Below are 13,369 nucleotides of genomic sequence, written 5' to 3'. Positions count from 1 at the left end.
GCGCAGGCATGAGCAATCTTCACTATCCGCAATTCTGCGCGCTTGCCCGCGCGGCGGAGATCATCGGCGAGCGGTGGACTCTCCTGATCATCCGCGAGCTGCTTCTTGGGCCGAAGCGATTTGGCGATCTCTTGGATCATCTTGACGGCATGAGCCCCAGCTTGCTGACAACGCGCCTCACCAGCCTGATCGAGTGCAACGTCGTGCGGCGAACTAGCTTGCCGCCTCCTCTCAACGCGCAAGTGTACGAGTTGACCGAGATCGGGCGGGAAGTTCAGCCCGCGATCCGGGAGCTGATCCGCTGGGGCGGCCATTTCCTGTTCCCTCCCGTGCCCGGCGACACGTTCGAGCCGGATTGGGTGCTGCTGGGCCTTGACGCCATTGCGAAGCGCTCACCGGTGCCGGAAGTCAGGGTCGGCCTCGTGGTCACCCATGGCAAGAAATCGGCAGGCTTCACCATCGCGGGCAGCGGCATCGGCACCGCTATTCAGAGGGGCATTGCCGACTGCAAGGGGACGCTGGAAGCTCCGTTCGATGCGGTGCTCCAGATTGTCGGAATGAGCGTCTCGCTGCGGGACGCGATCGAGGCGAAGCGCGCCAGGGTAAGCGGCGCCGTGGCGATCGTCCGCAAGCTTCCGTTTTTATTCGACCTTGCGGAACGCCGGCGCGCAACGCCCGCTGCAAACTGAGCGGAGGCACCGGTGGACGAAATCCGCCGTCGTCAAAGAAGAAGCAACGACCCCGGTCGGTGAAAAGGAGTTGAGCATGAAGAAATTTGTGCTGCTGCACTACGGATTTGAAAAGCCCACCCCGGAAATCATGGCGGCCTGGGGCAAATGGTTCGAGGCAACCAAACCGCATACCGTCGACATGGGCGGCTTCGGCAATGGCCGCGAAATCTCGAAAAAGGGAACAAGGGACCTTCCGCTCGGACCCGACTCCATCACCGGCTTTACGATCGTCAACGCGGCAACGCTAGACGACGCCGAGAAGATGGCGCAAGGCAACCCTTTCATTTCGAGCATTCGAATCTACGAAGTAAAGTCGGGCTGACGCGGAAGGCCACTGAAGCTATTTACAGTGCGCGGCGTTTCTCACCGCGGTCAGGTCGGCCCCGGAATTGTTGGACGGACGCTTCTTGGCGGCTTCCTCCACCGCTGCGCAGGCCGCCGCGTCACCATTCTGGAAGCGCGCGATGGCGAGATTGGTCCAGGCGTCGCCGAAATCCGGCGCATCCTTGACTGCCTGCTCCAGCACGGGCTGCGCATCGCGTGGGCGCTTCGCGATCAGCAACATGCGGCCATAGTCGGCCCTGAGCGCCTTCACCGGATTGGGCTGCTTGAGCGCGACCTTGAAGAGTTCGTCCGCGGCTTCGAGGTCGTTGAAGCGAAACTGCGCGACGACTGCGAAGCCGTGATAGACGGCACTCTGCTCGGGTAAAATGAGAAACGCCTGGTTAAACCGCAGCGCGGCCTCGCGAATCTTGCCGGCATTGACCGCGCGCCACGCGCGCAAGGTTGTTTCGTCAAAAGCCTTTTCACGCGAACCGGTGGCTCCGACAATGGCGCTCACGAATTTCTCATCGCCAGCCTTGTCTTCGGTGCTCTTGGCCGCAAACCCAAAGAATGGCTGCTCGTTGACAGGCGCTGCTGCATAGGTTCGCTTCGTCACCTGCACGCCGGGCGCCACCTCGACCGACTCCGCGGCTGCAGGCAGCGTCGACGCCAGTATAGCGAAGGCCACGACCCCGACTGCCGCAAAATACTTTCCGACATTTTTCATTCGCGCTTGTCCCGTTCCCTGCGCAGCTTTGCCCAATAATCCAGCCGCTTACGGATCTCACGCTCGAAGCCGCGATCGGGCGGATCGTAAAACGTCTGCCGTCCCAGCGCTTCCGGGAAGTAATCCTGGCCGGAGAAGGCGTCCGGCGCGTCGTGATCGTATTCGTAGCCGGCGCCATAGCCTTCCGACTTCATCAGCCTGGTCGGCGAATTGAGAATATGCTTTGGCGGCAATAGCGAGCCGCCCTCCTTCGCCGTGCGCATCGCCGCGCCAAAGGCCTTGTAGGCGGCGTTCGATTTCGGCGCGGTGGCGAGGTAGATCACGGCCTGCGCGATCGCGAGCTCGCCCTCCGGGTGGCCGAGGAAGTCGAACGCATCCTTGGCGGCGTTGCAGATCACCAGCGCCTGCGGATCGGCAAGCCCGATGTCCTCCACCGCCATACGGACCACGCGCCGCGCCAGGAACAGCGGGTCTTCGCCGGCATCCAGCATGCGCGCGAGATAGTACAGCGCGGCATCGGGATCGGAGCCGCGCACGGACTTATGCAACGCCGAGATCAGGTTGTAGTGGCCGTCGGCGGATTTGTCGTAGATCGGCGCGCGGCGCTGCAGGATTTCCTGCAACTGCGCGGCGTTGAATATCTCGTCCTTGCGCGCGGCACGCCAGACTTCCTCGGCCAGCGTCAGCGCGGCGCGGCCGTCGCCGTCGGCCATGCGGACCAGCACGGCGCGCGCCTCCGCATCGAGCGGCAGCTTTCGACCCTCGACCTTCTCCGCATGCACAAAGAGTTTTTCGATTGCGACGGCATCGAGCGAGTGAAATACCAGCACCCGCGCCCGCGACAGCAGCGCGGCGTTGAGCTCGAACGACGGATTTTCAGTGGTGGCGCCGACCAGCACCACGGTGCCGTCTTCCATCACAGGCAGAAATGAGTCCTGCTGGGCGCGGTTGAATCTGTGCACCTCGTCGACGAACAACAGCGTGCCCTTGCCCGTCTCGCGCCGCGCGCGCGCCGCGTCGAACACCTTCTTGAGGTCGGCGACGCCGGAAAACACCGCCGAAATCTGCTCGAAGTGCAATTCGGTCGCGTCAGCCAGCAGCCGCGCCACCGTGGTCTTGCCGGTGCCGGGCGGCCCCCAGAACACCAGCGAGCCCAGCGTGCGCGTCTCCAGCATCCGCGTCAGCGCCCCGTCGGGACCGAGGATGTGATCCTGTCCGACGACATCGGCGAGCGAGCGCGGGCGCAGCCGGTCGGGAAGTGGACGCGGCGCATCCTCTTCCATCCCTGCCGCAGCAAAGAGGTTGGCAGCTTCGCGTGGTTTCTTCGGGCTCATCCGCCCAGCGTCACGTTGATCTGCTGGCCGCCGCGCACCACGACGATGCGCCACAACCTGGAGCCGGCTTTCGATGCCTTGTCGAGGTCGCTGGTCTTGCTGATCTTCTGGTTGTTGACCGCAAGGATGATGTCGCCCTTCTGGAAGCCGACGCTTGCCGCGGTGCCGTCGTCGGCGAGGTCGATCACCACGACGCCTTCGGCTTGGGCATCCAGATGCAATTCGTCGGCAATCGCGGGCGAAATATTGGCCACCTTGGCGCCCTGGAACGGCGAACGGCCCGTGAGCACGATTTCATCGCGGTTGGTGTCGGGGGCAGTCTCCAGCGGCACCGTAACCTTGATGATCTTTCCGGCGCGCTGCACATCGATCTGCGCGGCGCCGCCAAGCTGGCGGGTGGCGAATCGGTAGTCGAACGCGTTGGGATCGTCGATCGTCTGCCCTTCGATTCCGACGATCAGATCCGACGGCTTCAGTCCGGCGCGCGCGGCCGGACTGTTCGGCGTGACATTGGCGATCAGGGCCCCGTTCGGCAGTTTCAGGCCCAGCGTCTCGGCGATTTCGGGCGTCACCGCCTGCAGCTTGGCGCCGAGCCACGGCCGCTTCACCGCCTTGCCGCCGCTTTTCGCGGAGGCCACGACCACGCGCACCATGTTGGCGGGAATCGCAAACCCGATGCCCTGCGAGCCGCCGGAGCGCGAGAAGATCGCGGTGTTGATGCCGACCAGCTTGCCCGCCATGTCGACCAGGGCGCCGCCGGAATTGCCGGGATTGATCGCGGCATCGGTCTGGATGAAGAACTGGTAGTCGGTGATGCCGACCTGCGTGCGCGCCAGCGCCGAGACGATGCCGTGCGTCACGGTCTGACCAACGCCGAAGGGATTGCCGATCGCGAGCACGACGTCGCCAACCAGCAATTCATCGGAATTGGCAAAGTCGAGCGTAGCGAACTTTTCCCGGCCGTCTTTCACGCGCAGCACGGCGAGATCCGTGCGGCTGTCCTTGAGCACGATCTCGGCCTCGAACTCGCGTTTGTCGGCCAACGAGATCTTGACCTGATCGGCGCCCTCGATGACGTGATTGTTGGTGACGACGAGCCCCGTCGCATCGACCATCACACCGGAGCCGAGCGAGCGCTGCATCTGTTCGGGCTGCTGACCGGGCACGCCGAAGAAGCGGCGGAAGATCGGATCGTCCAAAAGCGGGTTGCGGTTCTGCACGGTCTTCGCGGCGTAGACGTTCACCACCGCCGGCTGCGCCCGCTGCACGATCGGCGCATAGGATAGCCTGAGCTCGGCGCCCGAGGTCGGCACGCGGCGGTCCTGTGCCAGCGCCGGCGTTGCAACGACCACTGAAGCCAGCAGCAGAGCGAAGAAGCGGATCAAACTCATCTCGAAAATCCTGGAAATTAGCGCCTGACATATAGATGCGCGGCGGCAACGAGAGAAGATAAAGCGGTACACCATGACGGCAGCTAGGCGGCGCGATCGGATGCTTTGACGGCGTCTGGCGCGGGCCCGCAGGAAAGCCTTTCCTGATGGCCCTCGCCCCATGCCCTGAGCGTCTCGATCACGGGCCGCAGGCTCTCGCCGATCTCCGACAGCGTGTATTCGACCCGCGGCGGCACCTCGGCATAGACCTTGCGGATCACGAGCTTGTCGTCCTCCAGCGCGCGAAGCTGCTTGGTCAGCATGCGCTGGGTAATCCCGGGCATCCGTCGCCGCAACTCCCCGAAGCGCTGGGTGCCGGCCTGCAGATGGAACAGGATCACACCTTTCCACTTGCCGTCGATCAGGTCGAGCGTGGCTTCCACCGCGCAGCCCGGCCGACGGGCGAAATTCCGCCGTTTCATGAGGTTTTCCTGGAGGTTTACCAATAGTATCCAAACAGGGACTAGTTCCCCGAATTTACAGTACTTGCCAAGAGGACGCCACCGCGACAGTTAGGCCGGGAATGATTTGCACCAGCCAGGAGGCACGGACATGAAGGCCGTCGGATACCAAAAATCGCTCCCCATCGAGGACGCCAATGCGCTGATCGACTTCGAGACCGCCAAGCCGGAACCGAAGGGCCGCGATATCCGCGTCGCGGTCAAAGCGATCTCGGCCAATCCGGTCGATTACAAAGTCCGCAAGCGCGCTGCCCCACCCGAGGGCGAGACCAAAATCCTGGGCTATGACGCCGCGGGCATCGTCGATGCCGTCGGTCCCGACGTCACGCTGTTCAAGGCGGGCGATGAGGTGTTTTACGCCGGCTCGATCCTGCGTCAGGGCACCAATGCGGAGTTTCATCTGGTCGATGAACGCATCGTCGGCAGGAAGCCGAAGTCGCTGTCGTTCGCGCAGGCCGCCGCCTTGCCGCTGACCTCGATCACCGCCTGGGAATTACTGTTCGACCGGCTCGGCGCCGTACCGGGCAAGAGCCTCGATCCACGCACGCTGCTGATTATCGGCGGCGCCGGCGGCGTCGGTTCGATCCTGATCCAGCTCGCGCGCCGTCTCACCGGGCTCACAGTGGTCGCCACCGCCACGCGCCCCGAATCGCAAAAATGGTGTCTCGATCTCGGCGCGCACGCCGTGATCGATCATTCCCAATCGATGAAGGAGCAGATCGAAAAGCTGAAGGTGCCGCCGGTTGCCCTCGTCGCAAGCCTCACCTTCACCGACCAGCACTACAAGGCGATCGCCGAATTCATCGCGCCACAAGGCAAGTTCGGCCTGATCGATGACCCGCCGGAATTCACCGTTTCCGCCTTCAAGGGCAAGGCGGTCTCGATCCACTGGGAATCGATGTTCACGCGCTCGTCGTTCCAGACGCCTGACATGATCGCGCAGCATCATCTGCTCAACGACGTGGCAGATCTGCTCGACAAGGGCGTGCTGCGCACCACGCTCGACCAGACTTTTGGTACCATCAACGCAGCTAACCTCAAGCGCGCGCACGCACTTTTGGAAAGCGGCAAGTCGCGCGGCAAGATTGTGCTGGAGGGATGGTAGCGACCAAACAACAGGGTTGATCGCAAGGTCGATTCAGGGGAGCCTATTCCATCGATCCGGGATGGCTGTCGCCGAAAACCCCGGCGCGAATTGCCAGGGGTCAAGGAAGACGGGAGGCCTGTTTCGACATGTTGCGTAAGTTTCTGGCGGCCGCGATCGCGTCGGCCTGTGTACTGGATTGTGCTTCGATCGCAACTGCACAAGGTGGCTATCCCGAAAAGCCGCTGCAGTTGATCGTGCCATTCCCCGCGGGCGGAGCCTCCGATGTCGTGGGCCGTATCCTGGCCGGCGAGCTCGAAGCACGTCTGGGCAAGCCTGTGATCGTGCTCAATCGCCCCGGCGGCGGTACAACCATCGCCGCCAAGGAGGTGGCCCACGCGGCACCTGACGGCTACACCCTGTTCTCCAGCTCGAACTCGACCTTCACCCTGCAGCATGCGGTGAAGGAGAACGTGCCCTACGACAGCGCGAAGGATTTCGAACCCATAGCCCAGACCGGCACTCTGGCTATGGTGCTGGTGACCCATCGCGATAATCCGATCAAGGACGTCGCGGCGCTGGTCGCCGCAGCCAAGGCCAATCCCGACAAGCTATCGCTTGCCTCCTACGGCGTGGCAACCACTTCGCATTTTGCCGGCGAGCTCTTCAAATCGAGCGCCGGCATCAAGATGGTGCATCTACCCTACAAGGGCAGCGCGCCGGCGATGAACGACCTGATGGGCAAGCATATCGAGTATCACGTGGACACCGTGATCGCGATCAGGCCACTGCTTGAATCCGGTGTGGTTCGCCCGCTCGCGGTGTTCTCCGCTAAACGCTCATCGCTCCTTCCCGACGTTCCGACGCTGGCCGAACTCGGCTATCCCAATATCGACTTCGTCTCCTGGGGCACCGTGGTCGCGCCCAAGGGAATTCCGCCAGCCATTCGCGACCGCCTTGCCTCGGCGCTGGAAGAAGCCATCGCAAGCCCTTCGGTGATCGAGCGCTTCCAGAAGGTCGGGTATGAAGCCGCCTTCAAGCGCTATTCGGATTGGCCCGGCTTCATCGCCGAGGAAACGGCTGCAATGAAGGAACTGGCCCGCCAGGGCGGGATCAAGGAAGAGTAATCCTGACATGACCGAGCCGTGCGATCTGCCCGCGGTAACGGCCCGGGCGCTGATCGGCGAACGCAAGCTTTCGCCGGTCGAACTAATGGACAGTTGCATCCGGCGTATCGAGGAGATCGATCCCGCGGTGAACGCGATCATCGCGCGCTCGTTCGATACGGCGCGCGGAGCGGCCCGGGAGAGCGAAGCTGCCGTGATGCGCGGCGACGACCTCGGACCGCTGCACGGGCTTCCTCTCGGCGTCAAGGACCTGATCGACGCCAAGGGGCTGCCGACGAGTTTTGGCAGCGTGCTGTTCGCGGACAATGTCGCGGCTGAGGATGAGGCGATCGTCGCAATGCTCAAGCGCGCCGGCGCCATCGTCGTCGGCAAGACCAACGTCCCCGAATGGGGTGCGGGCGGCAACACCCGCAACGCGCTTCATGGCGCCACCGGCAACCCGTTCGATCCCGAACGCTCCGCTGCCGGCTCGTCCGGTGGATCGGCGGTGGCGCTCGCCACCGGCATGGTGCCGCTGGCGACCGGCTCGGACACCGGCGGCTCGGTCAGGAATCCCGCTGCATTCTGCGGTGTCGTGGGCTTCCGGCCCTCGCCCGGACTGATCGCCAGCAACAGCCGCAACATGGCCTGGCTGCAGATCTCGCAGCTCGGGCCGATGGCAAGAACCGTATCCGACGCCTGCCTGATGCTTTCCTGCATGCTGGACCGCGACGCGCGCGATCCGCTGTCGACGATCCTCCATGCCGGCGGAACACCCGTGCGCACCGCCTATCGCAATCCGCCGGGGACCGATCTCGCCACCTTGCGTATCGCGGCGACCACCGATTTCGGATTTGCGCCGACGGAGCGCGCCATTGCCGAGACGTTCAGGAAGAAGCTCGCGACACTCAGATCGTCGTTCCGCAGCCTCGAATGGAGGCACCCCGACTGCAGCGATGCCGATGAAGTATTCCGCGTCTTGCGCGCCGTCGCATTCCTCGGCCGCCACCGCGAACTCGTCGAGAAATATCCTGACAAGGTCGGCCCCAACATTCGCGACAACATCGCCGAGGGCCTCGGATATTCCGCGCTCGATGTCGCGCGCGCGCTCTCGCTGCAGACGTTGCTCTATCGAAGCTGGCAGCAATTCTTCGGCGAGCACGATTTTGTCATTGCCCCGGCGGTCACGATCAGCCCGCGGCCGTGGTCGGAACTCTACCCGGCCATGATCGACGGCGTAGCGACCAAAACCTATTTCCACTGGCTGGCGCTAGCCTATGCGGTGACCAATGCCGGGCATCCGGCGGTGGCGATACCGGCCGGCCGCGACGGCGCCGGATTGCCGTTCGGCATCCAGATCATCGGCCCACGCGGCGGCGACACCGCGACACTTTCGGTTGCCCGCGAGATCGAGGCGCTGCTTGGCGCCAATCCGGAGACGGCGCGCCCTGTTCCGGATCTCGCCTGGTTGCGTCGCCAGCCGCCGATCTGCTCGCGGCCGGGTTTTCGGGACTTTGACTGAGTGCTCGTCATCCCGGTTCGCGACAACCGGTTCCCGATCGGGCGCCTGCAACTTCCTCTGGTGAACGCCCATTCATCAAAATTAAATTTACCGTCAAAGCTCTTTAAAACTGGGCACTTAAGCAACGAACTTCACCCGAATGTGTTTAGCAAGTCTCGGTTTTACGGAAAGGAGTAATCCATGAGGAAAGCACCTTTGGCTTTAGCCGCGGCGGCAGTCTTGGGCTTGACGGCCGTAACGGCACCGTCGCCGGCAGAGGCCCACTGGCGCGGAGGGGGATTTTTCCCGGCCGTGGCGGGCGGATTGATCGCGGGCGCGGTGATCGGCGGCTTGGCTTCGAGCGCCTATGCCTATGACCCCTACCCGTATTACGGCGGATATTACCCGGCCTATTACGGCGGCTACTACGACGAGCCTTACTATCCCGTCGTTCGCTATCGTCGCGTGGTTCGCCCGGCGTTCGCCTATTATGGCGGTCCGCGATTCTATGGTCCGCGGTTTTATCACCGCCGTTACTGGCATCACTGGTAATCCTGCAAATGAAAGGGCCGCCCGAAATGGCGGCCCTTTTTGCATGGAGCGACGAGAGCAATTAGTCGATCTCATGCACCACGGTACGCGTTGCCGGATCGACCAGCATCACGCGGTTATTCGAATAGACATAACGATATTTCGTCACGGACGGGCCCCAATCCGATGGCACCGGCGCGAGTTCGACGTCGGCCGGCACCTTCGCGCCAACCACGATCCTTTCTCGCGTTTCGATCGGCCGGATCTTGTGCTCGGTGACATAGCTCTTGATCCGGGTGCGATATTCCGGCTCGATCTGAATCGTGGCGCCCGCAGCTCCGGTGGTCGTTCCGGGAGTGACTACGGTGGTCTGCGCATTGGCCATCGTCGCAACCAGCGACGCTGCCGCCGCAAGTATGAACAGTTTCTTCATCTAGTTCCTCCTCAAACCGCATCAGCGCGGCTGCGGGAAAAACAGATTATTCACTCACTTGTTCCGGCAGGAATTCAGCGCTGCAATGCGTTGAATGCGCAAAGATAGCGCCTGACGCGCCCCTTATTCCATTAGGCCGGTGGGGCGCCCTCGACGAAGATCAGCCGCCGATCGAACGCCGTCTGCCGCATTTTCAGCGCCTCCGCATATTCCGGCGAGGCGTACCATTCGCGCAAGCGCTGCATCGTCGGAAACTCGACGACAATGATAGTTTTCGGCGGCGGGCCGCCTTCGATCAAATCCGCCGCGCCGCCACGGATCAAATAGCGCCCGCCATAATGCGCGATCGCTTTTGCAGCGAGGCTGCGATAGACCTCGAACCCTGCCGGATCGCGCACATCATCGACTTCGGAAATAACGTAGGCTGACATTCTTTACCCGGGGTCGGTCCTACGCATCACCGGATATCGACGATCTCTGCTTCGCCTCCGGCGATGGCGACGACATCGCCGATTCCCTTGCCGAACAGCGCGCGCGCCAGCGGCGATCCGTGCGAGATCGTCCCGTGCGCGGGATCGCTTTCGTCTTCGCCGACGATCCGGAACGTCTGCCGCCGGTCATCCTCGCGCACGACGGTCACGGTGTGGCCGAAGCGCACGACGGAATTGTCTGATGGCTCGGGGGCCAGCTTTGCCGTGGCGCGGCGCGCGCTCCAATAACGGAGATCACGGCGAGCGCTGGTCAGCGCCGCGCGATCGCCTGCGGATTGTGCCGCGGCCTGGGCCGCCTCCGCCGCGGTCAACGCTTGCTCGATCCGGCTGAGACCTTCAGCCGTTACATCATTCGGAAGATCGGAGATGGGCCGGTCAGGCAGACCTTCGACGTCCTGTGTTTCCTTGACGAATGCTCTACTCATAGGTGTTAAACGCCTGGCGGCCCGGGACGGTTCCTGTGAAGGTACGCTCTGGCCGCGATACCGGGCGCGCCGGGCAACAAAAAAGCGGCGCTGGAAGCGCCGCTTTGGAAAACTGCGATTTGGAAGCGTTACGCCGCCTCGGCGGACTTCTCTTCCACCGGGCCGGAATCCTGACCCTTGGCGTCGACGTCGCGATCGACAAATTCGATCACGGCCATCGGCGCGTTATCGCCGTAGCGGAAGCCGGCCTTGATGATGCGGGTGTAGCCGCCCTGGCGGTCCTTGTAGCGGGGCGCCAGCACATCGAACAGCTTCTTGACCTGGTCGATGTCGCGCATCTCGGAGATCGCCTGACGGCGCATAGCCAGCCCACCCTTCTTGCCGAGGGTGACGAGCTTCTCCACGATCGGGCGCAGCTCCTTGGCCTTCGGCAGCGTGGTGACGATCTGCTCGTGCTTGATCAGGGCGGCGCACATGTTGGCGAACATCGCGCGGCGATGCTCGGCGGTGCGGTTGAGCTTACGATGAACCTTGCCGTGACGCATTGATGTATTCCTTGATCTGTCTTCGTCGCGACGGTTCGTCGGACTTGTGCTCAGGTGGGCTGCCTGCGTTCGCCCCGGACAGCGAGTAGCGAATGGTGAGTAGCGAGTAGTTCTTCTCTATTCGCTATTCGCCACTCCCAATTCGCTCAGTAGTGATCCTCGAAGCGCTTGGCGAGCTCGTCGATATTCTCCGGCGGCCAGCCCGGCACTTCCATGCCGAGATGCAGACCCATCTGGGCCAGCACTTCCTTGATCTCGTTCAGCGACTTGCGGCCGAAGTTCGGGGTGCGGAGCATTTCCGCTTCCGACTTCTGCACGAGATCGCCGATATAGACGATGTTGTCGTTCTTCAGGCAGTTGGCCGAACGCACCGACAGTTCGAGCTCGTCCACCTTTTTGAGGAAGGCCGGGTTGAAGGCGAGATCGGGGATGATCTCCTGCGCCACTTCCTTGCGCGGCTCTTCAAAGTTCACGAAGACATTGAGCTGATCCTGCAGGATGCGCGCGGCATAGGCCACCGCGTCTTCCGGCGTGATCGCGCCATTGGTCTCGATCGTCATGGTCAGCTTGTCGTAGTCGAGGATCTGGCCCTCGCGGGTGTTCTCGACCTTGTAGGAGACCTTGCGCACGGGCGAGAACAGGCTGTCGACCGGGATCAGACCGATCGGCGCGTCCTCGGGCCGGTTACGCTCGGCGGCGACGTAGCCCTTGCCGGCGGCGACCGTGAACTCCATGCGGATTTCCGCGCCCTCGTCCAGCGTGCAGAGCTGCAGCTCGGGGTTGAGCACGACGATGTCGCCGACGGTCTGGATGTCGCCGGCGGTGACGACTCCCGGACCCGACTTCTTCACGACCATGCGCTTGGGCCCTTCGCCCTGCATCTTGATCGAGATGTCCTTGATGTTGAGCACGATATCGGTGACGTCCTCGCGAACGCCCGCGATCGAGGAGAACTCGTGCAGCACGCCGTCAATGTGCACCGACTGCACGGCGGCGCCCTGCAGCGACGACAACAGGATGCGGCGCAGCGCATTACCGAGCGTCTGGCCGAAACCGCGCTCGAGCGGCTCGGCGACGACGGTTGCAAACCGGGACGCGTCAGAGCCCGGCGTTACCTGCAGCTTGTTCGGTCGAATGAGTTCTTGCCAATTTTTCTGGATCGTCACTTTGTCACCCCTTCGGGTCAATAGACCGGCCAGTCGATCTGCCTTCAGATCACTGGCGTTGGAGATCGCGGATTAGTCTCGCGGAAAATTCCAAACGCAATCGCGGGCGGCAAAACCGCCAGCGACCGGATATCAAACACGCCGGCGCTTGCGCGGACGGCAACCATTGTGCGGGATCGTCGTCACGTCGCGGATCGACGTCACGGTGAAGCCCGCCGCCTGCAGCGCACGAAGCGCCGATTCACGGCCCGAACCGGGGCCGGCAACTTCCACTTCCAGCGTGCGCATGCCGTGTTCTTGCGCCTTCTTGGAAACGTCTTCGGCCGCGACCTGCGCGGCATAGGGGGTCGACTTGCGCGAGCCCTTGAAGCCCATCGTGCCGGCCGACGACCAGGCAATCGTATTGCCCTGCGCATCGGTGATGGTGATGGTCGTGTTGTTGAACGACGAATTGACGTGCGCGATGCCGGAGGCGATGTTCTTGCGTTCGCGGCGGCGTACGCGGGTGGCTTCCTTGCCCATTCTACCTAAAACCTTCCTGTGATCTCAAACGCCGCCGTACTGCCAGCGGCTACACCTAAAAGGCGAATGGCGAGTAGCGAATAGCGAACCATTCGCTACTCCCCATTCGCTATTCGCTGAATTACTTCTTCTTGCCGGCGATCGACTTGGCCGGGCCCTTGCGCGTGCGCGCATTGGTGTGGGTGCGCTGGCCGCGCACCGGCAGGCCGCGGCGATGACGCAGGCCGCGATAGCAACCGAGATCCATCAGCCGCTTGATGTTGATGCCGGTCTCGCGGCGAAGATCGCCCTCCACGAGATAGTCGCGGTCGATCACTTCGCGTATCTGCAGGACTTCCTGGTCGCTGAGCTGGCTCACGCGACGATCGGTCGGGATCTTGACCTTCTCCATGATCTCGGACGCATTCTTCTGGCCGATGCCATGGATGTACTGGAGCGCGATCAGGACGCGCTTGTTGGTCGGGATATTCACGCCGGCAATACGGGCCACGGACTTCTCTCCTGTCGCCGATCCCCCATGGACCGGGCTATGTTCTTGTAACTCGGGCAGGTGTCCGC

General features: G+C 62.9%; 17 protein-coding genes. 6 read left to right on the top strand and 11 right to left on the bottom strand.

Annotated features, from left to right (window positions below):
* The first annotated feature begins 8 nt into the window (after positions 1–8).
* Positions 9–689, top strand: a complete 681-nt coding sequence (locus tag HCN50_RS23240) for a winged helix-turn-helix transcriptional regulator (RefSeq protein WP_171712206.1) — start codon at positions 9–11, stop codon at positions 687–689.
* Positions 690–765: 76 nt separating this feature from the next.
* Entirely contained in the window at positions 766–1,053 is a 288-nt protein-coding gene (locus tag HCN50_RS23235) for a YciI family protein (protein WP_171712204.1), read from the top strand.
* An 18-nt stretch (positions 1,054–1,071) separates the two neighbouring features.
* On the opposite strand, the gene HCN50_RS23230 is transcribed toward HCN50_RS23235, so the two are convergent.
* From HCN50_RS23230 to HCN50_RS23215, 4 genes are all read right to left on the bottom strand, one after another.
* Complete coding sequence (locus HCN50_RS23230; protein WP_311968137.1) at positions 1,072–1,689, bottom strand: tetratricopeptide repeat protein; 618 nt, start codon at positions 1,687–1,689, stop codon at positions 1,072–1,074.
* 89 nt (positions 1,690–1,778) lie between these two features.
* Positions 1,779–3,116, bottom strand: a complete 1,338-nt coding sequence (locus tag HCN50_RS23225) for a replication-associated recombination protein A (RefSeq protein WP_171712201.1) — start codon at positions 3,114–3,116, stop codon at positions 1,779–1,781.
* Positions 3,113–4,507 (bottom strand): DegQ family serine endoprotease, encoded by a 1,395-nt coding sequence (locus HCN50_RS23220; RefSeq protein WP_171712200.1) that lies wholly within the window; start codon positions 4,505–4,507, stop codon positions 3,113–3,115. Before HCN50_RS23220 ends, HCN50_RS23225 begins: the two co-directional genes overlap by 4 nt.
* An 83-nt stretch (positions 4,508–4,590) precedes the next feature.
* Entirely contained in the window at positions 4,591–4,968 is a 378-nt protein-coding gene (locus HCN50_RS23215; RefSeq protein WP_171712199.1) for a winged helix-turn-helix transcriptional regulator, read from the bottom strand.
* A 130-nt stretch (positions 4,969–5,098) separates the two neighbouring features.
* Between HCN50_RS23215 and HCN50_RS23210 the strand changes: the two genes are divergently transcribed.
* The 4 genes from HCN50_RS23210 to HCN50_RS23195 all read left to right on the top strand — a co-directional run bounded on the left by HCN50_RS23210 (position 5,099) and on the right by HCN50_RS23195 (position 9,250).
* A complete protein-coding gene (locus HCN50_RS23210) occupies positions 5,099–6,112 on the top strand; it encodes a zinc-binding alcohol dehydrogenase family protein (RefSeq protein WP_171712198.1) in 1,014 nt (337 codons plus the stop codon).
* Positions 6,113–6,240: 128 nt separating this feature from the next.
* Entirely contained in the window at positions 6,241–7,218 is a 978-nt protein-coding gene (locus HCN50_RS23205) for a Bug family tripartite tricarboxylate transporter substrate binding protein (RefSeq protein WP_171712197.1), read from the top strand.
* A 7-nt stretch (positions 7,219–7,225) separates the two neighbouring features.
* On the top strand, positions 7,226–8,719 hold the full coding sequence (locus tag HCN50_RS23200) for an amidase (protein WP_171712196.1): 1,494 nt from the start codon (positions 7,226–7,228) through the stop codon (positions 8,717–8,719).
* Between the two features lie 180 nt (positions 8,720–8,899).
* Complete coding sequence (locus HCN50_RS23195) at positions 8,900–9,250, top strand: hypothetical protein (protein WP_171712195.1); 351 nt, start codon at positions 8,900–8,902, stop codon at positions 9,248–9,250.
* A 61-nt stretch (positions 9,251–9,311) separates the two neighbouring features.
* Here the strand turns inward: HCN50_RS23195 and HCN50_RS23190 are convergent, their stop codons facing one another.
* The 7 genes from HCN50_RS23190 to rpsM form a co-directional block, all read right to left on the bottom strand.
* Entirely contained in the window at positions 9,312–9,662 is a 351-nt protein-coding gene (locus tag HCN50_RS23190; RefSeq protein ID WP_171712194.1) for a DUF1236 domain-containing protein, read from the bottom strand.
* Positions 9,663–9,793: 131 nt separating this feature from the next.
* A complete protein-coding gene (locus HCN50_RS23185; protein WP_171712193.1) occupies positions 9,794–10,093 on the bottom strand; it encodes a DUF1330 domain-containing protein in 300 nt (99 codons plus the stop codon).
* 26 nt (positions 10,094–10,119) lie between these two features.
* The gene (gene greA / locus HCN50_RS23180; protein ID WP_171712191.1) at positions 10,120–10,578 is read right to left on the bottom strand and encodes a transcription elongation factor GreA; all 459 of its coding nucleotides are present in this window, start codon (positions 10,576–10,578) and stop codon (positions 10,120–10,122) included.
* A gap of 128 nt (positions 10,579–10,706) precedes the next feature.
* Complete coding sequence (gene rplQ / locus HCN50_RS23175) at positions 10,707–11,123, bottom strand: 50S ribosomal protein L17 (RefSeq protein ID WP_171712189.1); 417 nt, start codon at positions 11,121–11,123, stop codon at positions 10,707–10,709.
* A 146-nt stretch (positions 11,124–11,269) separates the two neighbouring features.
* On the bottom strand, positions 11,270–12,310 hold the full coding sequence (locus HCN50_RS23170) for a DNA-directed RNA polymerase subunit alpha (RefSeq protein WP_171712187.1): 1,041 nt from the start codon (positions 12,308–12,310) through the stop codon (positions 11,270–11,272).
* 111 nt (positions 12,311–12,421) lie between these two features.
* The gene (gene rpsK / locus HCN50_RS23165) at positions 12,422–12,811 is read right to left on the bottom strand and encodes a 30S ribosomal protein S11 (RefSeq protein WP_006021048.1); all 390 of its coding nucleotides are present in this window, start codon (positions 12,809–12,811) and stop codon (positions 12,422–12,424) included.
* 121 nt (positions 12,812–12,932) lie between these two features.
* Positions 12,933–13,301, bottom strand: coding sequence for a 30S ribosomal protein S13 (gene rpsM, locus HCN50_RS23160; RefSeq protein WP_171578040.1), 369 nt, complete (start codon positions 13,299–13,301; stop codon positions 12,933–12,935).
* Positions 13,302–13,369: the final 68 nt, after the last annotated feature.

Origin of the sequence: Bradyrhizobium archetypum (genome assembly GCF_013114835.1) — a bacterium.
Classification (GTDB): domain Bacteria; phylum Pseudomonadota; class Alphaproteobacteria; order Rhizobiales; family Xanthobacteraceae; genus Bradyrhizobium; species Bradyrhizobium archetypum.
Note: the sequence above shows the minus strand (reverse complement) of the source record. Positions and strands in the feature narration are given on the sequence as shown.